This is a genomic window from Novosphingobium sp. 1529, assembly GCF_040544855.1.
Classification (GTDB): domain Bacteria; phylum Pseudomonadota; class Alphaproteobacteria; order Sphingomonadales; family Sphingomonadaceae; genus Novosphingobium; species Novosphingobium capsulatum.
This window is the reverse complement of sequence record NZ_JBEPKW010000008.1, coordinates 22,772-45,568: the sequence shown is the minus strand read 5'-3', so window position 1 is coordinate 45,568 and position 22,797 is coordinate 22,772. Positions and strand designations below refer to the sequence as shown.

The window sequence follows — 22,797 nt, the reverse complement described above, 5'->3', positions numbered from 1 at the left end:
ATGCGGCGTGCCCGGAGCGCCACTCGCCCGCCCATCCCACCGCGGCGTTGTGCAATTTGTCCACGCCGCCTAGGGTCTGCCACCAGACCGTCACACCTGAAACAATTTGCGGAGCATCCCTTGGCCCGGCGCCTTACGCTTTACATCGTCATCGCCATGATCCTGGGGATCGCCACGGGCTATGCCCTCAACAGCGCGCTGCCGGCCGACAGCCCCACCCTGGCGACGGCCGCCGAAACGCTCAAGCTGCTGCCTGATGTGTTCCTGCGCCTGATCAAGATGATCATTGCGCCGCTGATCCTGGCCACGCTGGTTTCGGGCATCGCCGGCATGGGGGACAGTGCGGCGCTGGGTCGCATCGGCGGGCGGGCGCTGGGCTGGTTCATCACCGCCAGCCTGGTGTCGATCAGCCTGGGCCTCTTGCTGGTCAATCTGTTCCGCCCCGGCCATGGGTTGCAGTTTGCCGCCTCGGCAAAGGTCGGCGATCTCGCCACCGCCGATTTCACCGTGCACCATTTCGTGCTGCAGATCGTGCCGACCAGCCTGCTCGATGCCATGGCGCAGAACAACGTGCTGCAGATCCTGGTGTTCTCGCTGTTTGCTGGCCTGGCGCTGTCTGCCATCGGCGAAAAGGGCGCGCCGTTGCTGCGCGGGGCAGAGGCGCTGGCCAGCCTGATGCTGACCATGACCGACTATGTGATGAAGGCCGCGCCGCTGGCCGTCTTCGGCGCGCTGGCGGCGGTGGTCGCCACCAAGGGCCTGGGGATCATCGTCACCTATGGCGTGTTCGTGTCGGAATTCTATTTCGCGCTGCTGCTGTTGTGGGGCCTGCTGCTGGGCCTGGGCGGCATCTTCCTGGGCAAGCGCGTGCTGCTGCTGGCGCGCTATATTCGCGAGCCGGTACTGCTGGCCTTTTCCACCGCCAGTTCGGAAAGCGCGCTGCCGCGCCTGTTCGAACAGCTCGACCGGTTTGGCGTGCCGCGCCGCATCTCGGGCTTCGTGCTGCCGCTGGGCTATTCGTTCAATCTCGATGGCTCGATGATGTATACCAGCTTTGCCACGATGTTCATCGCGCAGGCCTACAACATCCCGCTATCCTGGCAGCAGCAGATCGCCATGCTGCTCACGCTCATGGTCACGTCCAAGGGCATCGCCGGCGTGCCGCGCGCCAGCCTGGTGGTGATCGCCGCCACGCTCACCCAGTTCGGCCTGCCGGTCGAAGGCATCGCCCTGCTGCTGGGCGTCGATACTTTCCTCGACATGGGCCGCACGGCCACCAACGTGGTGGGCAACGCCGTGGCAACAGCGGTCATCACCCGCTGGGAAGGCATGCTGCAGGTGCCGCTCGATCCCGATGCCCCCGCCCCGGTGCCGCCGCACGATACGCCCGAGCACGGCCGGCGCGGCCTGCATCTCGACCAGGGGCAGTAACGGCGAAACAGGCTATTTCGCCAGCGTCACCGGCTGAAACTGGCCCAGCCCGCACGAACCGCGCGGGCCGCCGCCCGGCCCGGTCTGCAACACGGTGATCACGTCCACGCTGCACAGCTGCGCCTGGCTGGTGGCATAGCCGAAGGTCTGCTGGAACCCCAGGCCATAGCAGCGCTGGGGCAGCGTGTTGCGATACCAGCGGCTGCCGACGCGGAAATCGATCGTCCAGTCATCGCGCACCCGGCTTTCGCTGATTTGGCTGAGCGGAATGCAGCTTTCCGCCCGGCCGATCGGTGTGGCCGCGGGCGTCTTGGGCGAATGGCCATCGGCGCCAGCGCTGCGCGGCCCATCACCGGGGGTGCAGGCCGCCAGCGCGATGAGCAAGGCGGCAACCGGGATCGAACGAACCATGGCACTCTCTCCTTGGCATGGCGCGTTGATCACGCCGGCTTTCTGGCAGTCACCTTTTTGCTGGCAACCTTCTTCTTCGCAACCGGCGGCTTGGCCCCCTGTTCCAGCACCTTGGGCTTGAAGCCGCACAGGTCCACCACCGGGCAGCGCCAGCATTCGGGCGTGCGCGCCTTGCAGATATAGCGCCCATGCAGGATCAGCCAATGGTGCGCGCCCAGTCGAAACGGCCCCGGCACCTTCTTGTCCAACTGGGCTTCCACCGCTTCGGGGGTCTTGCCCTTGGCCAGGCCGGTGCGGTTGCCAACGCGGAAGATGTGCGTGTCCACCGCAAAGGTTTCCATGCCGAACGCGGTATTGAGCACGACATTGGCCGTCTTGCGCCCCACGCCGGGCAGCGCGGTCAAGGCATCGCGGTCTGCCGGCACCTCGCCGCCATGGTCGCGCACCAGGATTTCCGACAGCGCGATGACGTTCTTGGCCTTGGTGTTGAACAGCCCGATCGACTTGATGTGCGCCTTCAATCCCTCTTCACCCAGGGCAACCATCTGCGCCGGCGTCTTCACCTCCTCGAACAGGCGCCGCGTCGCCTTGTTGACGCCCACGTCGGTGGCTTGGGCCGAAATCGTCACGGCCACCAGCAACTGATAGGTGTTGCCATAGGCCAGCTCGGTTTCGGGCGCGGGGTTGGCCTCGGCCAGGCGGCGAAAGAATTCGAAGATCTGTTCCTTCTTCAAGGCGGTCAGTCTCCCAGCCCCAGCACCTGTGGCATAGTATAGCGGCCTGGGCCCTGGGCCAGCAACCATTCGCCGGCACGGATCGCACCCTTGGCAAAGATGCCGCGGTTCTCGGCCAGGTGCGACAGGCTCAAGCGCTCGTTATCGGCCAGGAAATGTACGGTGTGATCGCCTGCCACGCTGCCACCGCGCAGCGCGGCAAAGCCGATCGTGCCGGTCTCGCGCTTGCCGGTCATGCCATCGCGCCCGCGCACGGCCACGTCCTTGAGGCCCACCTGGCGGCCGCGCGCCGCCGCTTCGCCCAGCAGCAGCGCCGTGCCCGATGGCGCATCCACTTTCATGCGGTGGTGCGTCTCAACGATCTCGATGTCCCAATCCGTGCCCAGCCGTGCGGCGGCCTCCTGCACCAGATGCGCGAGCAGCGTAACGCCGAGCGAGGTATTGCCGGTCTGCAGCACGGCAATCGAAACCGCCGCCGCATCGATCAGCCAGTGGTGCCGTTCTTCCAGGCCCGTCGTGCCCACCACGATCGGCGTGCCCGTGGCGATCGCGGCATCGAGGTTGAATTCCAGCGCGGCCGGCGCGGAAAAGTCGACCAGCACGTCGCTCGCCTGGGCCAGCGCCATGACATCGCCATCGCGGTCGATCCCGCCCGCCAGGTCGTGCCCGGCCGCCGTCACGGCGGCTTGCAACGCCTGCCCCATGCGCCCCGCGCTGCCGATGATGCCGATGCGTGCCATGTCCGTTGCGTCCTTCTGCTCTGCCGTGCGCACCCCTTACGGCGTTCGCCCGCCCTCGGTCGAGACAGAATGCGCCGGCCGCCAGCGCAAGCCATCGATCACCACGCGCAGCGCGGGCGAAACATGCGCGCGGCTGGGATAATAGAGGTGATAGCCGGGATAGGGCTCGCACCAATCGTCGAGCACCTGGATCAGCCGTCCGGCGGCAATGTCGGCCGTCACTCCGCTTTCGGGCAGGAAGGCAAAGCCCAGATCATCGCGCATCGCCTGCGCGGCCAGGGCCAGGGTGTTGACCGTCAGCGGCCCTTCCACCCGCATGCGCAGCGCCTCCCGCCCACTCGAAAACTCCCAGGCATAGATGCCGCCGCGCGTGGGCAGGCGAAAATTGATGCACGGATGCGCTGCCAGGTCGCGCGGATGGCGCGGCAGATCGCGCCCGGCGCAGAATGCCGGCGTTGCCACCACCACCATGCGCAGATCCGGCCCGATCGGCACCGCCACCATGTCGCGCGCCAGGATATCGCCCGATCGCACACCGGCATCCAGCCCGGCCGCCACGATATCGACCAGGCCATTGTCGACCAGCACTTCGACCGAAATCTCGGGCCAGGCGCGCAGGATGCGGCGCAGGCCCGGCCATACCACGGTTTCGGCCGATCCCTCGTCCACCGTCAGCCGCACCAGGCCCGATGGCCGCGCCAGGCTTTCGCCCAGAGCATCGACCGCCGCATCGATCGCGGCGAAATGCGGCGCCACGCCTTGGGCCAGCCGCTCGCCCTCGGGGGTGGGCGCCACGGCGCGGGTCGTGCGGTTGAGCAGGCGCACCCCGATCTGCGCCTCCAGCCCGGCGATCGTGCGGCTCAGCGCCGATTGCGAAGTGCCGAGTTGCGCGGCAGCGCGGGTAAAGCTGCGCTCGCGCACCACGGCCAACAGCGCGCGCAGGTCATCATGGTCGGGGCGGATCATTGATGCATTCCTGATATCAGTCCATGCCCTAATTGCCCCATTATCAGCTTAATGGCGATAGCCTAGAGAGGCCGCCATCCCTCTCCCCCCTTCTTGAAAGGACCTGCTGCATGACCGTCATGGCCTATGCCGCGCCCGCGGCCGACCAGCCGCTCGGCCCCCTTGCCATCACCCGCCGTGAACCCGGCCCCAACGATGTCGCCATCGCCATCGCCTGGTGCGGGGTCTGCCACTCTGACCTGCACACCGCGCGCAACGAATGGAACAATGCGGTCTATCCGGTGGTGCCAGGGCACGAGATCGTCGGCCACGTCACGGCCGTTGGTGCCGATGTCACCAAGTTCAAGGTGGGTGACACCGTTGGCGTTGGCTGCATGGTCGATTCGTGCGGCCATTGCGGCGCGTGCCACGATGGGCTGGAACAGTTCTGCGAAGAAGGCATGACGCAGACCTACAACTCGCCCAGCAGCGATGCCCCCGGCCACACGCTGGGTGGCTATAGCCAGGCAATCGTGGTCGATCAGGGCTTTGTCCTGCATGTCCGCCATGCGCCCGAACAACTGGCAGCCGTTGCCCCGCTGCTTTGCGCCGGGATCACCACCTGGTCGCCGCTGCGCCACTGGAATGTCGGACCGGGCAAGAAGGTCGGCATCGTCGGCATTGGTGGCCTGGGCCACATGGGCGTCAAGCTTGCCCGCGCGCTTGGTGCGCACGTCGTGGCTTTCACCACCAGCCCGGCCAAGCGCGAAGAAGCCCTGGCGCTGGGCGCGCACGAGGTCGTCGTCTCGCGCAACGACGATGAAATGGCTGCCCATGCCGGCAGCCTCGATTTCATTCTCGATACCGTGGCGGCCAGCCACAACCTCGATGCCTTGGTCACTCTGCTCAAGCGTGACGGCACGCTGTGCCTGGTCGGTGCGCCCGAACATCCGCATCCCAGCCCGACCGTGTTCAACCTGATCTTCGGCCGCCGCTCGATCGCCGGTTCGCTGATCGGCGGCATCGCCGAAACCCAGGAAATGCTCGATTTCTGCGCCGAGCATGGCATCGTCTCGGACATCGAAACCATTGCCGTGCAGGATATCAACCAGGCCTGGGACCGCATGGAAAAAGGTGACGTGCGCTATCGCTTCGTGATCGATTCGAGCACGTTCGCCTGATCCTTCCGCGCTGGCCATCCCTGGCCTTCATGCCGGATTGGCACACCCGTGCCGATCCGGCATGATCGGGGCATGAGCCTGCCCCAGCATATCGTGATCCTCACCGGCGCCGGCGTTTCGGCCGAAAGCGGAATCGACACCTTCCGCAGCGGCGCCAATGGCGGCCCCAGCCTGTGGGAACAGCACCGCGTGGAAGACGTCGCCACGCCCGAGGCTTTTGCCCGCGATCCCGATCTCGTCCTGCGCTTTTACGACATGCGCCGCGCCGCGATTCAGGAAAAGCTGCCCAACGCCGCCCACCGCGCGCTGGCCCGGCTGGAGCGGGCCTGGCCGGCCAAGGTGCCGGGCGGCAGCGTCACCCTCATAACCCAGAATGTCGATGACCTGCACCGCCGCGCCGGATCGGACAATCTCATCCCCATGCACGGCCAGCATCTTTCGGCCTGGTGTACCGCGTGCGACAGCCGCCATGCCTGGACCGGCCCGCTGATCGACCGGCCACCCTGCCCCACCTGCGGCGCGGCGGCCCTGCGGCCGGATATCGTCTGGTTCGGTGAAGTGCCCTATCGCATGGACGATATCCACGATGCCATGGCCCGGGCAGACCTGTTCGTGTCGATCGGCACTTCGGGGGCAGTCTATCCGGCCGCCGGCTTCGTGCGGCTGGCACGGGAAATCGGCGCCGAAACGCTCGAGCTCAATCTCGAACGCAGCCAGGGTTCGGCTTGGTTCCACGATACCCGCCTGGGCCCGGCCACGCAGATCGTGCCCGATTGGGTGGATGAACTGCTCAAGACACCCTGATTTTCAAAGGAGCGCGAAAGAGCCCGGACAAGGTCTCCAGGGAGCCTCGGTCCGGGCCAAGTCCCAGGATCGTGGCTCGCACCACGCGCCTGTCGGGTCGCCTTTCCTGTCTACGCGCGCGGGGCGCAGCCGCCATCCCCTGAACGCGGTATGATTTCGCTTTTTTTCACACCCCACGTCGGCGTTCAGGCGGCGGGTCGGTCGGTGCCACAGGTGGTGCAGGCTGGATCGTGCGCAATCCGCATCGTGCGCAGGCCGGGCTTCAATCCATCGATCACGTGCAACTGGCCCCACTGCGGATCGCCCAGGCTGGCCACGCCTTCCAACAACACGCGCAGCGCCGCCATGGCGCCGAATGTGCCGACCATGCCGACCATCGCCCCCAGCACGCCTTGCGCCGCGCACGTGTCGCAATCGTCGGCATCGAATGCGTCGCCCACAAAGCAGCGATAGCAGGCCTCGCCCGGCCGATGCCCGGCAAAGTTGGCCACCTGGCCCTGGAACCGGCCAAGCGCCGCACTGGTCAGCGGCACGCCGGCTGCCACGCAGGCATCAGATACCGCCAGGCGCGTGGCAAAGTTGTCCGATCCGTCCAGCACCACATCAGCCCCGGCGATCAGCGCGGCGGCGTTGTCATGCCCGATGCGGGTACGATGGGCCTGCACCACCAGGTCGGGATCAAAGCGCGCCACCCACTGCGCCGCAGCCTCGGCCTTGGCATGGCCCACATCGGCCAGGGCAAAGATCGTCTGGCGCTGAAGATTGGATGGCTCGATCACATCATCGTCGATCAGGGTCAGCCGCCCCACGCCCGCGCCCGCCAGGTATTGCAAGGCCGGCGCGCCGATCCCGCCCACGCCCACCAGCACCACATGCGCGCCCATGATCCGCGCCTGGCCCGCGCCGCCCACCTCCGGCAGCACGATATGGCGGGCAAAGCGGTTCAAGCGGTCTGGCGTAATGGCAGGCGTCATGGCCGTGGAGGTAGGCGCCCGCGCGCAAAAAGGCGAGAGGCGCCGTTTGCAAAGCCGCTGCCGCGCGCCCACACTGCCGGCCATGAGAGACCGGATCTGGATCGTGCTGATCCTCGCCCTGCTGCTGGGCGTGGTAGTCGGCTGGTGGGGCAAGGGCCGCTGGGCCGAACACGCATGCCAGGCCAGCGGCGGCACGTGGTACGATACCGCCAGCGCCTGTGAAAAAGTCAGCGCAAAAACCTGATCACAAACTGTGCATCACCGGCCGATAACCCGGTGCAAAAGCCTGTGCACGATGGCCGGATAACCCCGGCAAAAGCCGGGTATGATCCTGCGGAAAAGCTGCGCACAACCATGGGGACAGGCCTGGGGACAGGATTGCGCACAACCCTGTGGCAAACCTGTGCGCAAGCCGGGCACAATCCTGTGCACGCGCGGTGGAGCGGTGGTGGAAACCCGGCCCCGTCACACGCGGCCGGGCATCACAACGGTGTGGGTCAGTCTTCCAACTGGCGCAGCAGGGTGCGCACGTCGCCGTCCATGTCGGCATCGCGGCTACGCAGATCCTCGATCAGGCGCACGGCGTGAATCACCGTCGAGTGATCGCGACCGCCAAACTTGCGGCCGATTTCGGGATAGGACCGCGGGGTGAGCACCTTGGCCAGGTACATCGCCACCTGGCGCGGACGCACCACGGCACGGGCCCGGCGCTTTGACGCCATTTCCGAGCGATCGACGCGATAGAACTGGCACACGGTGCGCTGGATCTCGTCGATGGTGATGCGGCGGCGGTTGGCCGACAGGATATCGGTCAACTGCTCCTCGGCCAGTTGCAGGCTCACCTGCTGTCCGGTCAGCTGGGCAAAGGCGATCAGCTTGTTGAGGCCACCGACCAGTTCGCGCACGTTGCGGTTGATCGTGCGGGCGAGGAATTCGACCACGTCTTGCGGCACCTGCGCACTGGTGAAGCGCGACAGGCGGTGCTCCAGGATCTGGCGCCGCAGCTCGATGTCAGCAGCCTGTATATCGGCGACGAGCCCCATCGAGAGGCGTGAGAGCAGGCGCTGTTCGACCCCGTCGAGCGCCTGGGGCGCGCGATCGGCCGCGACTACCAGGCGCTTGCCGGCGCTCAGCAGGGCATCGATGGTGTGGAGGAATTCCTCCTGGGTGCTGGCCTTGCCGATGATGAACTGGATATCGTCCACCAGCAGCATGTCGAAGCTGCGCAGGCGGCTCTTGAACTCGATCATCTCGTTCTGGCGCATGGCCTGAACGAATTCGATCATGAACCGCTCGGCCGAGCAGTAGAACACCCGTGCGCCCGGCCGCGCGGCCATAAAGCCGTTGGCAATGGCGTGGAGCAGATGCGTCTTGCCCTGCCCGGTGGACCCCTTGAGGTAGAGCGGCGAGAACTGCGGCTTTTCGGCCGCCGCCATGCGCTGAGCGGCATTGAGCGCCAGGACATTGGCACTGCCGGTCACGAAATCGCCAAACGTCAGCGACGGATCGATGCCCGAGGCCGACACATCGAAGCCGGCCACGGTCTGCGGCGCCGGGGCGGCAACCGGACGGCTGGCCGGGGCCAGCGTCGGCGCGCTTTCGTTGGCCGCCGGCACGCGCAGTTCGGGCGCAGCACGGCCGCCCACGCGCAGCTCGGGCATGGCCCGGCGGCGCGGGTGCACGGTGATGCGCACCTGGCGCACTTCGGCCCGCGCGATCTTCCAGGCAAGCGACAGGCGATCGGCAAAGCGATCCGCCACCCAGTTGGCCGAAAATTCGGTGGGCAGGAACAGGTCCAGCGTGCCGGTTTCCTTGCAGAAGCTGCCCAGCTGGATCGGCTTGATCCATTGCGTGTGCAGTTGCGGACCCAGATCCTTCTTCAGCCCCTGGCTGATGTCGGCCCAATCGGCCGCCAGGTCGAGAGCTTCCTGGTCCTCCATTCCCCCGTCACGTCCTTTCCGAAGCGTCGCGGCCTGACCGGCCCCGCGCCCATTGGTTGTTGCAAGGGCAGCGGTTCCAGCCTGGGAACCTGCCAACCCTCGGGAATTGCCACCTTGGGAACCGAGCGCGGCCGTGCCACCTGCACCGCCGCTCGCACCGCCGAAATGATCCATCTTCACGCTTCGCCGTCCCACCTAAATTTCCAGGCCTGCGGCCAGATACCCCCGAATTGCGGACGCCCGACAAAGGCGAGCGTGTCCGCCCAACGCGGCTTTTCGGACAAAGACCGACCAACCACGCCCGCAGACACAGCTTACCTGTCCGCCGATGCCGCAATGGGCACGGCGGATGCCGTTTTGAGCGATGTTCCGTGACACCACACACCGGTCGTTCTGCATCACAGCAAAGCGGCCAGCGCGCGGCGTGGTCTCTGTCTATGAGCCACTGCGGGGGCTGTGCAAGCCCATGGAGCGCAAAATTTCTGAAATAATTAGCCTTGACTCAACAACTACGCGACAAATCGCCAAGTCATTGAATTTATAGCTATTAGCAAATCAGAGAACGCGCGAATCGCCACGAATCCGACACTTGCCGAAATGGCCGTGTCATCGAACCGTCGCATAAGCCGCAGACGAAAATGGCCGGCGTTCATCACGCCGGCCAAAGCCGTATTTGTACGCAGCGTATTCCTTCAGGAAAAAGGAATACCCCAGCGCCGAATCAGAGCGCAGCGACTCGCTTGCTCAGACGCGACAGCTTGCGGGCTGCGGTGTTCTTGTGGACCACGCCACGGGCAACGCCACGGGCCAGTTCCGGCTGGGCAGCCTGCAGGGCTTCTGCCGCCACGGCCTTGTCGCCGCCAGCGATCGCGGATTCCACCTTCTTCACGAAGGTGCGGATGCGCGAAAGACGGTTGCCGTTGATTTCGGCGCGGCGTTCGTTGCGACGGATGCGCTTGCGGGCTTGCGGCGTATTGGCCATGTCTGTCCTGTTTCGTCCTCTGGCGGGCCACCCCGATGGGGCAGACCGGGAAATGTCCTGGTAGCTTGCTCGACGTAGTCGTTCGACAAGGCGGGCAAGCCCGCCGGAAAGCGGCGCCCTTACCGGGCTGTGGACGAATCGTCAAGGCGCGCGTTGCGCCTTTGCCATGCGTCCGGCCGCCCCGTGGCAGTCAAACGCCCGGCCCCGGCCATGCGTACTTGCGATTCGCCCGCCCGCCATAGCGGGCAAGCCCCTCCACCTCAATCCGCATGGCGCAGCAAGACCTTGCCGCCCTCGCCCGCCGGGGCCAGGACAAAGCGATCGAGCAGATGGGCAATGCCCAGCCGCGCCGCCGCCAAGACCGCCGGCCCGGCGCCGCCAGGCAGCGTTTCTTGCGCGATCCAGGCACCGGGGGCACGCGCCGCCGCGCGGGGTGCGGCAAAGCGCAGCGGATCGAATCGCTGCGGCTCGGGCCACAGCGCCGGATCGGCGTGGGTCAGCGCCGGGCTGATCGCCACCAGCGTGCCGGCCTCAAGCCGGTGCTCGCCTACCATGACATCTGCTGCCACCCGGCGCTCCACCAGCAGTGGTCCGGGCATCAGGCGCAGCGCCTCGTTCGTGGCCATGTCCACCAGTTCCAGCGTTTCGGGTGCTGCGCCGGTGCCCGCTGCGGGGCGATAGGCGCTGCGCACTTCGGCGCGCAGGGTATCCTGCCAGTCCGGCGTGTCGGCCAGATGGCGCACCAGGGTGCCCAGCACGCGCAGCGCCGTGGCATGGCTGGCCTGCACGGCATCGAGCAGCCCGGGCGCGGTGCAGCCGGCCTGGTGCAGGCCCTGGGCCAGTGCCTTGCGCGCGCCCATGGGCGAGGACGGCAGGCCGCGCGGCATGGCCCGGCGCAGCAGGCTGCGCCCATCGTCGAGCGTGCCCAGCGCATTGGCCAGCCGCTCGGCCGGGCCGGAACCATAGGCCAGGCCCGTGACAGCCGGCACCAGTGCGCGCGCCAGGGTCATCGCCATGGCCGACTGAAACCGCACCGTGCCAGCGCGCCAGCGGCCCAGCTCCGCCCCCAGCGCGCGCTCCAGCACCGCCAAGTCAACTGGCAGGTCAACCGGCAGATCGGCTTCACGCGCCAGCGGCACGAACCGCGCGCCATCATCGGCAAGCACCAGGTGGTTATGCGCCGCATCAAGCAGGATCACCCGCTCGCCCCGGCGAAACACCGGCCCCAGGTTGGCACGCTCGCGCAGCAGCAGGGCCGCGTCATCTTGCCAGGCCGTTACGCGGCTTACCGGAATGTCAGGCTCAAGCGGTGGCGCGGCCAGTGTCGGATCAGCGCCGGCCACGGGTAGCGGCACGGCAGGGGAATCATGGGCTTGTGCAGGAATCGCCGATGTCAGCATGCTCTCTCCATCGGGCCGAACCTGTTGCCGGTTCTGGCCCGTTCACCCGCGCTGCCCCCGAAACCCCCGTTTCGGCGTTGCAGCACGGCTGGATGGGAACATGCCATGTCTGGCGGGCGTGTCAAATCGCCCGCAGCGGCGGGCTGGCGCGCACGGCCAGCTTACGCCTACACGGCGATCCAGCCAGCCAGTTCGCGCCGCACCAGGGCTTCGAGCAGGTCCATGCCGTGTTGCGAGGTATCGAGGCAGGTGAGCGCCGCAAAATCGGTGCCGCCGGCGGCCAGGAAATCCTCTTTCCCGCGCAGTGCAAGTTCTTCGAGCGTTTCCAGGCAATCGGCGGAAAAGCCCGGCGCCGCGATCGCCACCTTGCGGGTGCCGCCCTCGGCCAGTTCCACCAGCGTGGTATCGGTGGCCGGCTCCAGCCACTTGGCCCGGCCAAAGCGCGACTGGAAGCTGGTCATCACCGCCATGCCAGGATGGCTCTGGGCAAAGGCGGCGGCGAGCAGACGCGAAGTCTTGCGGCAGTGGCAGTGATAGGGATCGCCCAGATGCAGCGTGCGCTCGGGCATGCCGTGATAGCTCAGCAGCAGCACATCGGGCACGAACGCCAGCGTGGCGATCTGGCGCGCCATGTCGGCATGCAGCGCGGCAATCGCCACTTCATCATCGTGATAGGGCGGCAGCGTGCGCAGCGCCGGCAGGCGGCGGCGCTGCTTGATCCAGTCGGCCAGGGCATCAAGCGCGCTGGCCGTGGTAGCGCCGGAATAGTGCGGATAGAGCGGCGCCACCAGGATGCGTTCGCACCCGGCAGCCAGCAGCGCATCGAGCTGCGTGGCCATGGCCGGGCTTTGATAGCGCATGGCATGGCGCACGATCACGCCGTCGCCCAGCCGCGCCTGCAGCGCGCGCGCCTGGCCAGCGGTGATCGCGGCCAGTGGCGATCCTTCCGGGCCCCAGACCTGGGCATAGGCATGGGCCGATTTCTTGGGCCGCGTGCGCAGGATGATCCCGCGCAGGATCGGCTGCCACAGCAGCGCGGGGATTTCCACCACGCGCTTGTCCGACAGGAATTCCTTGAGATAGCGCCGCACCGAGGCCGTATCGGGTGCGTCCGGCGTCCCCAGGTTCACCAGCAGCACCCCGATACGCCCGGTGGCCACCGGCGGATGATCGGCCGGAAGATGGGCGGGGCAGGCATGGATTGGGGCAGCAGGGGTCATCAAACGCCTTCAGACAGGAGGGGGAGGCGGCGCAACCGCAGCCCGGTTGCGGAAAACAGCGCATTGGCGATGGCCGGCGCCACCGCCACCACCCCCAGTTCGCCGGGGTCGAACGGCTGTGCGCTGCTCTCGACAAAGACAATCTCGACCTTGGGGCAATCGGCCAGCAGCGGCAAGCCCAACTGGCTAAAATGCCCCGCCAGCGGCCGCCCGGCGGCATAGCCGGTGCTGCCGCCCACCGCCAGGCCGAGGCCAAAAAACAGGCCGCCCTCGATCTGCTGGCGCGCCAGGTCGGTATTGATCACCCGGCCGATATCGACGCATGCGCTCAAGGCTTCCACCCGGATCGCGCCATCCACCTGCCGCGCGGTGGCGACCACGGCGATATAGCCGTGGCGCGGCCCTTCCGGCGCGGCCAGCGTCAGCGCATGGCAGGCAATGCCCTGGCCCGAGGCATCGGCCCCGCCACCCCACATCGCCAGATGCGCCACGCCCTGCAGGCAGGCGGCCAGGCGCGGCTGCCCGCCCAGCATGGCCATGCGGAAAGCCAGCGGCTCGCTACCGCCAAAATGGGCGCATTCGTCGATGAAGCTTTCGGTCAGGAACGCGGTAATGGCCGCGCCGCCGCCACGCATCCGCGCTGTGGCCAGCGGCAGCGCCACCGGCACATGATGGACCGCGCATTCGGGAATGGCATAGGGCGGCATGGCCCCTTCCAGGGCCAGCGGATCGGCGCTGTCTTGCCAGCGCCGCGCGCTTTGCGCGCCTTCGCCGTCGAGCACGCGGGCCGCCGTCTCGCGCAGCGAGGCAGGCGTGGCAATGCGGCTGCGCCAGCCCAGCAGCTGTTGCTTGTCGGGGCTCATCCCGGCTTCCAGCAGCCCGGCAACCGGCGCGCGCGGCAGCCCGGCGAGCGATTCCTGCCAGCGCGACCAGGTCAGTTGCACCGGCTTGCCCGTGGCCCGCGCCAGGGCGGCAGCCTCTCCGGCGATTCGGCCATCGAGCCGCGTGTCAAAGCTGCCACCGGCCGCCATGGGATAGACCACCACGTCTGCCTCTGACAGGCCCGCTGCCCGCGCCCCTTCGCGCCGCGCCGCCTCGGGCGCCTGGGTCGCGAGCCACAGTTCCAGCCGGCCATGCTCGAGCCGCGCGGTGCAGGTGGCCGGCTCCAGCGGCGCATGGAGCGCCACCTCGATGTCATAGCGGGCAGACAGGCTGGGCTTTTCCAGCAGTGCGGTGGGATCGCCCTGCCCCCACAGGCGCACTGGCTTGCCCTTGGCCAGCCCCTGATCGAGCGCGGCATCGATGGCATTGCTATCAGCGACCGGGCCGCGCGGCCGAAAGCGCGGCTCCATCGCCGCCACGGCGCGATCGGCAGCGTGCCAGGTGACCCCGATCGCCGCCAGCCAGCCCTTGGCATGAACCACCCCCAGGCATCCCGGCACGCGCGCGGCAGCCTGGGCATCCCACGAAGACAGCACGCAACCGCCCTGCGGCCCATGCGCGATGGCGGCGTGGACCATGCCGGGCAGGCGCACGTCGGCAGCAAAGACAAAGCTGCCATCCACCTTGGCCGGCAGGTCGAGCCGGGGAAAGGCCGGGCGACTGCCGGCGGGGAACCGCGCCGGCGCCTCTTGCGCCGGGCTGGCGCGCAGCGGCGCATCGTGGGGTGGATCGCGATCGAGCGCGGCATCGATCAGCCGGGCAAAGGGCAGGCGCCGGCCCTGCTGGTCGGCACGCCGCTCGATCACGGCATGGCCGCGCGTATCGAGGCTATCGGCAGCCACGCCCCACTGGGCCGCCGCCGCCGCGATCAGCTGCGCGCGCAGCGCCGCCGCCGCCTCGCGCAGGGGTTGTTCGAACATGGCCAAGCCGGTGCCCGCCACAGTCAGCATCATCGGCCCGCGCTCGGCCTTGAGGCGGGTCAGGCCATTGGCGGGATCGGCCATCATATCGGGCAGGATCGGCAGCCAGGTAGGCAGCCACAGCGGCGCCCAGTGCGCCGCCAGCACGGCATCGGCATAGGCTGGGCTGAGCGGCGCCGGTTCTACCGCCACCTGCGCCCAATCGGCGCCCAGTTCCACCGCCACGATCTGTGCCAGCAGCGTGGTCACGCCCTGGCCCATCTCGCAGGCCGGCACGGCCACGGTCAGCGTGCCATCACGCGCCAGCTTGAGGAACGCATTGGCCACCCGCTCGCCCTTGCCGGCCACCAGCGGCGCGGCATAGTGGCGCGGCACCAGGGCAAAGGCGGCGATCAAGGCGCCCCCTGCCCCGGCACCGATCAACACGCCGCGTCGCGTCGGTTTCAGCCTGTTAAGGGCTGGTGGCAGGGCCATTGCGGGCCGATCAGGCCGTCTGGTCCAGCGCCGCCAGGACGGCGCGCGCCAGCCCCATGAACGCCTGCGCCTGCGGCCCTTCGCCAGCGGCCGGCGGCTCGCCCGCGTCGCTCTTCTGGCGGATCGCGATATCGAGCGGCACCCGGCCCAGGAACGGCAGGCCCAGTTCGCGCGCGGTCACTTCCGCGCCACCATGGCCAAACGGATCGCTCACCTGGCCGCAATGCGGGCACAGGTATCCGGCCATGTTCTCGACCAGGCCCAGCACCGGCACTTTGCCCTGGTCGAACAGCCCGATCGCGCGGGTAGCGTCGATCAAGGCCAGGTCTTGCGGGGTGGACACGATCACCGCCCCAGCCGGCTTGTATTTCTGCAGCATGGTCAACTGGATGTCGCCGGTGCCCGGCGGCAGGTCGACCACCAGGATTTCGGTATCGCCCCAATCGGCCTCGATCAACTGGCCCAGCGCGCTACCGGCCATCGGCCCGCGCCAGGCGATCGCCTGCCCCGGCTGCACCAGATGCCCCATCGACAGCATCGGCACGCCCCACGGGCTGGGCACCGGGATCATCGTCTTGTCGCGCGCCTCGGGCTTTCGCCCTTCGGTGCCGAGCAGGCGCGGCTGCGACGGGCCATAGATATCGGCATCGACCAGGCCGACCTTGCGCCCCAGCCGCGCAAGCGCCACGGCCAGGTTGGCCGACAGCGTGGACTTGCCCACGCCACCCTTGCCCGAACCCACCGCCAGGATGCGCCGGCTGCGCTTTTCAGCGGTCAGCGCCACGCGCAGCTCGTCCAGCCCGGCCGCCACGCCCGCAGCCTTGGCCGCCTGTTCCAGCGCAGCCCGCGCAGAGCTGTCCAGCCCGCCGGCATCGATCACCGCCGTCGCGCTCGTGCCGGTCACCCGCACCACCTGAAGCCTTTCGCCACCCACGGCATCGGCAATGGCCTGGCGCACGGCCGCTTCATCGATCGTCACTGCTTGATTCCTGTTCCTTGGCGCATCTGTCCCGGCAAACTGCGGGCGTGCTATTGCCCCCTAGCAGACGAATTTTGGGAACGAGACACTGTTTTTCACGCGATCCCTTCCTATAAGACTGGTCATGACTGCTTTTCGTGGACTGGCCTTGCGCCCCCTCGCGCCCTTTTCGGAATCCCGGTCATGACGGACCGCAAAAGCCCATGGGGCGCGGGCAACGAACCCGGCAGCAGCGAGCCCGGCCAGGAACCGGGCGCTGCGGACAGCAATGCAGAACCCGGCTCGCCAAGCGCAGGCAGCGACGACAAGGCTGACAGCGACAAGACCAAGCCGGCAAAGGGCGCAGGCAGCAAGGCCCCGGGCGGAGACGCCCCGCGCAATCCCTGGCTGCCACCAGCCGGAGACCCGCGCCGTCCGCCCAGCATCGAAGACATCTTTCGGGCCCGCGCCGGCAAAGGTGGCGGGAAGAGCGGCGGCAACGGGGCCAGAAACGGGGGTGGCAGCGGCGGCCCCACTGGCCCGCTGCTCGGCGGCCGTGGCCCCAACTTGCGCCTGCCGCCGCGCCCCGATGGCAAATCGTGGTGGCCGATCGGCATTGCTGCCGTGGTCCTGCTCTGGCTGGGCGGATCGAGCATGCACCGCCTTGCCCCGCAGGAACAGGGCGTGGTCACCACCTTCGGCTCCTATTCGCGCACGCTCGGCCCAGGGGTCTCGTTCACCCTGCCCTGGCCGATCCAGTCGGTCGATACGCGCGATGTCACCTCGATCCAGCGTGAAACCATTCCCGAAGGCGATGGCGAGCGCCTGATGCTCACCGGCGACCAGAACCTGGTCAACCTCAACTATCTGGTGCGCTGGAACATCAAGGACCTCAAGCTCTATACCTTCCAGCTGGCCGATCCAGACCAGACCGTGCGCGAAGTGGCCGAGGCATCGATGCGCGCCGCCATCGCCGAAGTGAACTTCAACGATGCCATGGGCACCGGCCGCGCCACGATCGAGCAGAGCGTGCGCGACAAGATGCAGCGCGTGCTCGATGCCTATCGCTCCGGGGTCAAGATCCAGGGCGTGGAAATCACCAAGATCGATCCGCCCGCCAAGGTCGTCGATGCGTTCAAGGAAGTGCTCGCCGCGCAGCAGAAGGCGCAGGGCGATGTGAACGAAGCACAAGGCTGGGCGCAAAAGAAGCTGGCGGCCGCCCAGGGCGAAGCTGCCGCGTTCGACAAGGTCTATGAACAGTACAAGCTGGCCCCGGAAGTGACCAAGCGGCGCATGTATTATGAAACGATGGAGCGCGTTCTGGGCCAGACCGACAAGGTGATCGTGGAAGCACCCGGTACGGTGCCCTATCTGCCGCTTCCCGCCTTGCGGCAATCGCCGCCGCCCGCGCCGGATGACAACCGCCAGGGGGGGCAACGCTGATGCAGCCGTTCATCTCGCTCAACCAGCGCATCATCGCCGGGCTGGTCGCGCTGGCGGTGCTGGTCATGATGTGCGTGATCGCCGTGCCTGAAACCGAACAGGTGGTGATCGTCCGGCTCGGCCAGCCGGTGCGCGTGATCAACCGCTATGCCCCCAATGCCGATTTCGGCCGCACCGGAGCCGGCCTGGTCTGGCGCATCCCATTCCTCGAACAGGCAGTGCGCATCGATCGCCGCGTGCTCGATGTCGATATGGAACGCCAGCAGGTCACCTCGCTCGACCAGCGCCGCCTGGAAGTGGATGCCTATGCCCGCTTTCGCGTGATCGATCCGATCAAGATGTACGAGACCGCCGGCACGGTCGACCGCGTGGCACAGCAGCTGCAGCCGATCCTCAATTCGGTGCTGCGCCAGGAACTGGGCAAGCGCACCTTTGCCTCGCTGCTCACCCCCGAACGCGGCCAGGCCATGGCCCGCATCCGCGAAGGGCTCGATCGCGAGGCGCGCGAATACGGCGCCCAGGTGATCGACGTGCGGATCAAGCGCGCCGACCTGCCCGATGGCACGCCGCTGGAATCCGCCTTTGCCCGCATGGCGACCGCCCGCGCCCAGGAAGCGGCCACGATTGCCGCCCAAGGGCAAAAGAATGCGCAGATCATTCGCGCCCAGGCCGAAGCGGAAGCAGCCCGTATTTATGCGGCCAGCTTTGGCAAGGATCCTGAATTCTATGACTTTTACCGTGCCATGCAGAGCTATGACTACACCTTCACCCAGAAAGGCAGCAATACCAGCATCATCCTTTCGCCCGACAACCGCTATCTGAAGCGTTTCAAGGGCGACTGATCGGAACCTGTTCCATTCAAAGTCCGTTCATGCGACGAAGCGTGAAACGGCTCCCGGATCGGGCGCGGTTTTCCCTCACGCCGCGTCAAGCAACAAGCGAATAAAGGATCAACCCTCGTGCGATACGCTTATGGAGTGACTACGGCACTGCTTCTCGCCGGCAGCGCGCTCACGCTGGCAACGGGCTTTCCGGCCGGCGCCCAGGTAGCGCAGAATGACAGTTCGCAGATTCAGGCGATCACCCCGCGCCAGGGTGCGCCGTCCAGCTTCGCCGATCTGACGGCCCAGCTCCAGCCCGCCGTGGTCAACATCTCCACGCGCCAGCGGGTCAAGGTCCAGAACAACAACCCCTTTGCCGGCACGCCGTTTGGCGATCTGTTCGGCGGTGGCCAGGGCGGCCAGGGTGGCGGCAGCACGCGCGAGGCGCAGTCGCTCGGTTCGGGCTTCATCATCTCGGCCGATGGCTATGTGGTCACCAACAACCACGTGATCACCGCCGACGGCCAGGGTGAGGTGGAATCCATCTCGGTCACCACGCCCGATGGCACCGAATATCCCGCCAAGCTGGTTGGCAAGGATGCCGCCTCCGATCTCGCCGTGCTCAAGATCACCGGCAACAAGCCGTTCCCGTTCGTCAAGTTCGGGGACTCGCGCAAGGCCCGCGTGGGCGACTGGGTCATCGCCATCGGCAACCCGTTTGGCCTGGGCGGCACGGTAACGCAGGGGATCATCTCGGCCGTCTATCGCGCCACCGGCTCGGGCAGCGCCTATGACCGCTATCTCCAGACCGACGCCTCGATCAACCGCGGCAACTCGGGCGGCCCGATGTTCGACATGGCCGGCAACGTGATCGGCATCAACAACGCGATCTATTCGCCCACCGGCGGCAGCGTCGGGATCGGCTTTGCCATTCCCGCCGAAATCGCCGCGCCGATCGTGGAAAAGCTCAAGAACGGCCAGGCGATCGAGCGTGGCTATCTGGGTGTGCGCATCCAGCCCATCAACGATGATCTTGCCGCCTCGCTGGGCCTGCCCAAGAACCGTGGCGAATTCATCCAGTCGGTCGAACCGGGCGCTGGCGCGGCCAAGGCCGGCATCCAGGCGGGCGACGTGGTCACCCGCGTCGATGGCAAGGAAGTCAAGCCCGACCAGACGCTGTCGTTCATCGTTGCCAACACCGCCCCGGGCAAGACCGTGGCCATCGACCTGGTGCGTAACGGCAAGCCGATGACCGTCAACGCCGTGGTCGGCAAGCGCCCGACCGAGGAAGAGCTGGCCAACCAGAGCTTCGACCAGGACCAGCAGGACGACAACGGCCTGGGCGACAACAGCGATGGCCAGCAGCAGCAGAAGCAGGCCCAGGCAACGGGCGCGCTGCAAAAGTCGCTGGGTATCGGCGCTGTGCCGCTGACCCCGCAGATCGCCCGTCAGCTGGGCGTGAGCGAAGACACGCGCGGCGTGGTCGTTACGGGGGTGGACAGCTCGTCTGACGCTGGGGCCAAGGGCCTGCAGCGCCGCGACATCATCCTCTCGGCCAACTATCGCATGCTCGCGACCGTCGCCGATCTGGAAGCCGTGGTGCGCCAGGCCAAGGCCGAAAACCGCGAGGCCGTGCTCCTGCGCGTGCAGCGCGCCGGCCAGCCGGCGATCTATCTGCCGATCCGCCTGCGCTGATCGCCAGACCGCTTAGGCAAGCATAAAAAGGCCGGCATCCCCACGCGGGATGCCGGCCTTTTTGTTTGTGAAAAGTGGGGCGCACCGGGCGCCCTCACCCTGCCGTCAGCAAGCCATCAATAGTTGGCTGCCGGGTCGCTGGCCGGGAAGCTTTCGTCCACCACCTGATCCTGTTTGTCCCACTTGGGCGGATCAGAGCGCATGCCCTCCACCCCGGCAGAGCGCACCTTGGCAAAATTGTCGCCCGGCGTTTCGCCATGGGCAAAGGCGGCCGGCGCGGCGCTCTCGCCGTCCTTGTTGCGGACGCTGCGATAGATGACGTACCCCGCCACTGCGGCGGCGGCCCAATGGAATATGCTCATCGCTCAACCTCCATCTGCGGCAGCCAGCAAGGCCGCCGATCATGGGGCACAAACGAACCGGGGCGCGAATGGTTCGCGCCCCGGTGGCATTTTCATGCTGTCACAGGTTTCAATAGCCCTGCCAATCCTGCGCCCGACGATCTGGCGGCGGCTTGGTGGCCGGCGGCCGGGGCACTGCCGGCTGGGCTGGCCTGGGCGTCTGGCGGGTGCGGCCAGTGGCGCGATCAAGCAGATCGTCACTTGCCGCCGCTGGCGCATTGCGCGGGCCTTGGCGCGCCGGCGCTGCCGGGCCGGTGCCCAGGCCATCCTGGTCCACCGGAATGGCATCGTCGGGCGTGCGGCCCTGCGGCCCGCCGTTGGGAGCGCCGCTCTGGCCGCCTTCCAGCCCATCGCCCTGCTGGCCGTTGACCGTATTGCCGTTTTCGTCGGTATAGTAATAGTCGTTGGGGTTGTTGAGCATCGCCTCGTCATCGGGCTCCAGCTGCCATTCGGGCAGCTTGAGCTGGTTGTCGAACTGCTCGACCGGGCGCTTGGCCGTGGCCACGCGCATATAGGCGGCAAAGGCGCGCGCCGGGGCAGTGCCACCCTGCAGGCCGGGAACGGGGTGGGCATCGTCGCGGCCCATCCACACGCCCGTGGTGATCCCGCTGGAAAAGCCCAGGAACCAGCCATCCTTGTTGGAACTGGTGGTGCCGGTCTTGCCCGCCACGGGGCGGCCGATCTGCGCCGCGCGGCCCGTGCCGATGTTCACCGCCGTCTGCAACAGATCGGTGATCTCTGCCGCCACGTAATCGGGCACCAGCTGCTGCTGCGCATCGGGACGGTGGCTGTAGAGCACTTCGCCGTCGGTGGTGGTCACCTTGCGGATGCCATAGGGCGTCACCAGCCGGCCCTTCGCCTCGACCGAGGCGAAGGCGCGCACCATGTCGATCACGCGCACGTCGCTGGTGCCCAGCACCATCGAAGGCATCGTGTTGATCGGCGTGGTGATGCCAAAGCGGCGGGCCATGTTGGCCACGGCGCTAAAGCCCACTTCGTTGCCCAGCTGCGCCGCCACGGTGTTCTTGGAATAGGCAAAGGCGGTGCGCACGTCGATCTGGCCGGCATAGCTGCCGCCCGAATTGCGCGGACTCCACCCGTCGATCGTCACCGGCTCGTCCACTACGCGGTCTTCGGGGCGATAGCCCCGCTCCAGCGCCGCGAGATAAACGAACAGCTTCCACGCCGAACCGGGCTGACGCACGGCATTGGTGGCGCGGTTGTAGTTCGAGGTGACATAGTCGGTGCCGCCCACCATCGCCAGGACCGCACCATCGCGGTCGACGCTGACCATCGCGCCCTGCGCGCCCTTGGGCACTTGCGAGCTGATGGCATCGGTGGCGGCGCGCTGCGCCACGGGATCGAGCGTGGTCCACACCTCGATCGGCTGGTCATTATCGGGCACCAGCACGTCAAGCTGCGGCAGCACCCAATCGGTGAAATAGCGGGCCGAATTCTGGCCCTGCTCGGCGGCGAGATGCACGGCCTTGAGATCGACTGCACCCGCCTGGGCCGGGGTCAGCGTGCCAGCATCGACCATGGTTTCCAGCACCACCTTGGCGCGATCGACCGCGGCCTGGGCGTCTGCCGTCGGGGAATAGTGCGATGGCGCCTTCACCAGGCCAGCGATGATCGCCGCCTCGCCCAGCGAAAGCTGCTCGCCCGAATGGCCGAAGAACTTGCGCGCGGCCGAATCCACGCCATAGGCGCCGCCGCCGAAATAGACCTTGTTGAGATAGAGTTCGAGGATTTGGTCCTTGGAAAACTTGCTTTCCAGGGCCAGCGACAGGATCGCCTCGCGAATCTTGCGATCGAACGTGCGGCTGTTGTTGAGGAAGATGTTGCGCGCCAACTGCTGCGTGATGGTAGAGCCGCCCTGGCGCCAGTGCCCGCTTTGCGCGCGCACCATCAGCGAGCGCACGATGCCCACCGGGTCCACGCCCCAGTGTTCGCGGAACCGGCGGTCTTCCACCGAAACCAGCGCATCCTTCATCGGCTGGGGGATGCGATTATAGGGAATCCACTTGCCGTAGCTGGGCCCGAGCGTGACGATTTCCGAACCGTCGTTGGCCCGCACCACGATCATCTGGCCGGCCTGGCTGGACTTGAGCTTGTCATAGCTGGGCAGCGAACGGGCGGTGACCAACACCGCGCCGGTAATGCCCAGCGCGACCAGCAGCGCCAGGCCCGTGCCCCACACCAGCAGGCGGCGCAGCCATCGTCCGATCATGGAAGGTGCGCGGCTGCGCTGCGCGGGGTCATCGCCGTCTTGTCCGCGGCGCGGAACGTCCCGTCTGGCCATTAGTGGTTACCGGTTTCCTCGAAGGCGCAGGAGCGCGCCGTGATTGCGAGCCAAGGGCCGCCCTTGCACGGGCGATCCG

General features: G+C 67.3%; 20 protein-coding genes. 7 read left to right on the top strand and 13 right to left on the bottom strand.

The window, feature by feature from the left end:
- Positions 1-120: 120 nt before the first annotated feature.
- The gene (locus tag ABIC78_RS15120) at positions 121-1,431 is read left to right on the top strand and encodes a dicarboxylate/amino acid:cation symporter (RefSeq protein ID WP_168353044.1); all 1,311 of its coding nucleotides are present in this window, start codon (positions 121-123) and stop codon (positions 1,429-1,431) included.
- Between the two features lie 12 nt (positions 1,432-1,443).
- Here the strand turns inward: ABIC78_RS15120 and ABIC78_RS15115 are convergent, their stop codons facing one another.
- The 4 genes from ABIC78_RS15115 to ABIC78_RS15100 are packed head-to-tail and all read right to left on the bottom strand — an operon-like array spanning position 1,444 to position 4,282.
- On the bottom strand, positions 1,444-1,842 hold the full coding sequence (locus ABIC78_RS15115) for a hypothetical protein (RefSeq protein ID WP_062788028.1): 399 nt from the start codon (positions 1,840-1,842) through the stop codon (positions 1,444-1,446).
- A 29-nt stretch (positions 1,843-1,871) separates the two neighbouring features.
- Positions 1,872-2,576, bottom strand: a complete 705-nt coding sequence (nth, locus tag ABIC78_RS15110; protein WP_171797530.1) for an endonuclease III — start codon at positions 2,574-2,576, stop codon at positions 1,872-1,874.
- A 5-nt stretch (positions 2,577-2,581) separates the two neighbouring features.
- Positions 2,582-3,316 carry a 4-hydroxy-tetrahydrodipicolinate reductase gene (dapB, locus tag ABIC78_RS15105; protein ID WP_054132493.1) on the bottom strand — a complete coding sequence of 245 codons (735 nt, stop codon included), beginning with the start codon at positions 3,314-3,316 and terminating at the stop codon, positions 2,582-2,584.
- Between the two features lie 36 nt (positions 3,317-3,352).
- The gene (locus ABIC78_RS15100) at positions 3,353-4,282 is read right to left on the bottom strand and encodes a LysR family transcriptional regulator (protein WP_171797529.1); all 930 of its coding nucleotides are present in this window, start codon (positions 4,280-4,282) and stop codon (positions 3,353-3,355) included.
- 110 nt (positions 4,283-4,392) lie between these two features.
- Between ABIC78_RS15100 and ABIC78_RS15095 the strand changes: the two genes are divergently transcribed.
- Positions 4,393-5,442 carry an NAD(P)-dependent alcohol dehydrogenase gene (locus tag ABIC78_RS15095; protein ID WP_354490618.1) on the top strand — a complete coding sequence of 350 codons (1,050 nt, stop codon included), beginning with the start codon at positions 4,393-4,395 and terminating at the stop codon, positions 5,440-5,442.
- Between the two features lie 72 nt (positions 5,443-5,514).
- Positions 5,515-6,246 (top strand): NAD-dependent deacylase, encoded by a 732-nt coding sequence (locus tag ABIC78_RS15090; RefSeq protein ID WP_354490616.1) that lies wholly within the window; start codon positions 5,515-5,517, stop codon positions 6,244-6,246.
- A gap of 185 nt (positions 6,247-6,431) precedes the next feature.
- Here ABIC78_RS15090 and ABIC78_RS15085 read toward each other — a convergent pair whose 3' ends face one another.
- Positions 6,432-7,220: a HesA/MoeB/ThiF family protein gene (locus ABIC78_RS15085; protein ID WP_022676091.1), complete on the bottom strand. Its 789-nt coding sequence runs from the start codon at positions 7,218-7,220 to the stop codon at positions 6,432-6,434.
- 82 nt (positions 7,221-7,302) lie between these two features.
- Between ABIC78_RS15085 and ABIC78_RS15080 the strand changes: the two genes are divergently transcribed.
- Entirely contained in the window at positions 7,303-7,464 is a 162-nt protein-coding gene (locus ABIC78_RS15080; protein WP_354490614.1) for a hypothetical protein, read from the top strand.
- A 253-nt stretch (positions 7,465-7,717) separates the two neighbouring features.
- On the opposite strand, the gene dnaA is transcribed toward ABIC78_RS15080, so the two are convergent.
- From dnaA to ABIC78_RS15050, 6 genes are all read right to left on the bottom strand, one after another.
- Positions 7,718-9,160, bottom strand: coding sequence for a chromosomal replication initiator protein DnaA (dnaA, locus tag ABIC78_RS15075; RefSeq protein WP_062788037.1), 1,443 nt, complete (start codon positions 9,158-9,160; stop codon positions 7,718-7,720).
- A gap of 721 nt (positions 9,161-9,881) precedes the next feature.
- On the bottom strand, positions 9,882-10,142 hold the full coding sequence (gene rpsT / locus ABIC78_RS15070) for a 30S ribosomal protein S20 (RefSeq protein WP_022675888.1): 261 nt from the start codon (positions 10,140-10,142) through the stop codon (positions 9,882-9,884).
- A 260-nt stretch (positions 10,143-10,402) separates the two neighbouring features.
- Entirely contained in the window at positions 10,403-11,542 is a 1,140-nt protein-coding gene (locus ABIC78_RS15065) for a cytochrome P450 (RefSeq protein WP_309806329.1), read from the bottom strand.
- Positions 11,543-11,709: 167 nt separating this feature from the next.
- Positions 11,710-12,762 carry a ferrochelatase gene (gene hemH, locus ABIC78_RS15060; protein ID WP_354490611.1) on the bottom strand — a complete coding sequence of 351 codons (1,053 nt, stop codon included), beginning with the start codon at positions 12,760-12,762 and terminating at the stop codon, positions 11,710-11,712.
- Positions 12,762-15,050: a molybdopterin cofactor-binding domain-containing protein gene (locus tag ABIC78_RS15055; RefSeq protein ID WP_354490609.1), complete on the bottom strand. Its 2,289-nt coding sequence runs from the start codon at positions 15,048-15,050 to the stop codon at positions 12,762-12,764. The genes hemH and ABIC78_RS15055 overlap by 1 nt, the downstream gene beginning before the upstream one ends.
- Positions 15,051-15,108: 58 nt before the next feature.
- Complete coding sequence (locus ABIC78_RS15050) at positions 15,109-16,077, bottom strand: Mrp/NBP35 family ATP-binding protein (protein WP_354490607.1); 969 nt, start codon at positions 16,075-16,077, stop codon at positions 15,109-15,111.
- A 183-nt stretch (positions 16,078-16,260) separates the two neighbouring features.
- Here ABIC78_RS15050 and hflK point away from each other — a divergent pair, with 183 nt between their 5' ends.
- The 3 genes from hflK to ABIC78_RS15035 all read left to right on the top strand — a co-directional run bounded on the left by hflK (position 16,261) and on the right by ABIC78_RS15035 (position 20,015).
- Positions 16,261-17,499: a protease modulator HflK gene (gene hflK, locus ABIC78_RS15045; protein WP_354490605.1), complete on the top strand. Its 1,239-nt coding sequence runs from the start codon at positions 16,261-16,263 to the stop codon at positions 17,497-17,499.
- Positions 17,499-18,341 carry a protease modulator HflC gene (gene hflC, locus ABIC78_RS15040; protein ID WP_168353054.1) on the top strand — a complete coding sequence of 281 codons (843 nt, stop codon included), beginning with the start codon at positions 17,499-17,501 and terminating at the stop codon, positions 18,339-18,341. The genes hflK and hflC overlap by 1 nt, the downstream gene beginning before the upstream one ends.
- A gap of 117 nt (positions 18,342-18,458) precedes the next feature.
- Positions 18,459-20,015, top strand: coding sequence for a Do family serine endopeptidase (locus tag ABIC78_RS15035; protein ID WP_028658191.1), 1,557 nt, complete (start codon positions 18,459-18,461; stop codon positions 20,013-20,015).
- A 116-nt stretch (positions 20,016-20,131) separates the two neighbouring features.
- Here ABIC78_RS15035 and ABIC78_RS15030 read toward each other — a convergent pair whose 3' ends face one another.
- Both ABIC78_RS15030 and ABIC78_RS15025 read right to left on the bottom strand, forming a co-directional pair.
- Complete coding sequence (locus tag ABIC78_RS15030; protein WP_022677497.1) at positions 20,132-20,377, bottom strand: hypothetical protein; 246 nt, start codon at positions 20,375-20,377, stop codon at positions 20,132-20,134.
- 109 nt (positions 20,378-20,486) lie between these two features.
- Complete coding sequence (locus tag ABIC78_RS15025) at positions 20,487-22,718, bottom strand: transglycosylase domain-containing protein (protein WP_054132474.1); 2,232 nt, start codon at positions 22,716-22,718, stop codon at positions 20,487-20,489.
- Positions 22,719-22,797: the final 79 nt, after the last annotated feature.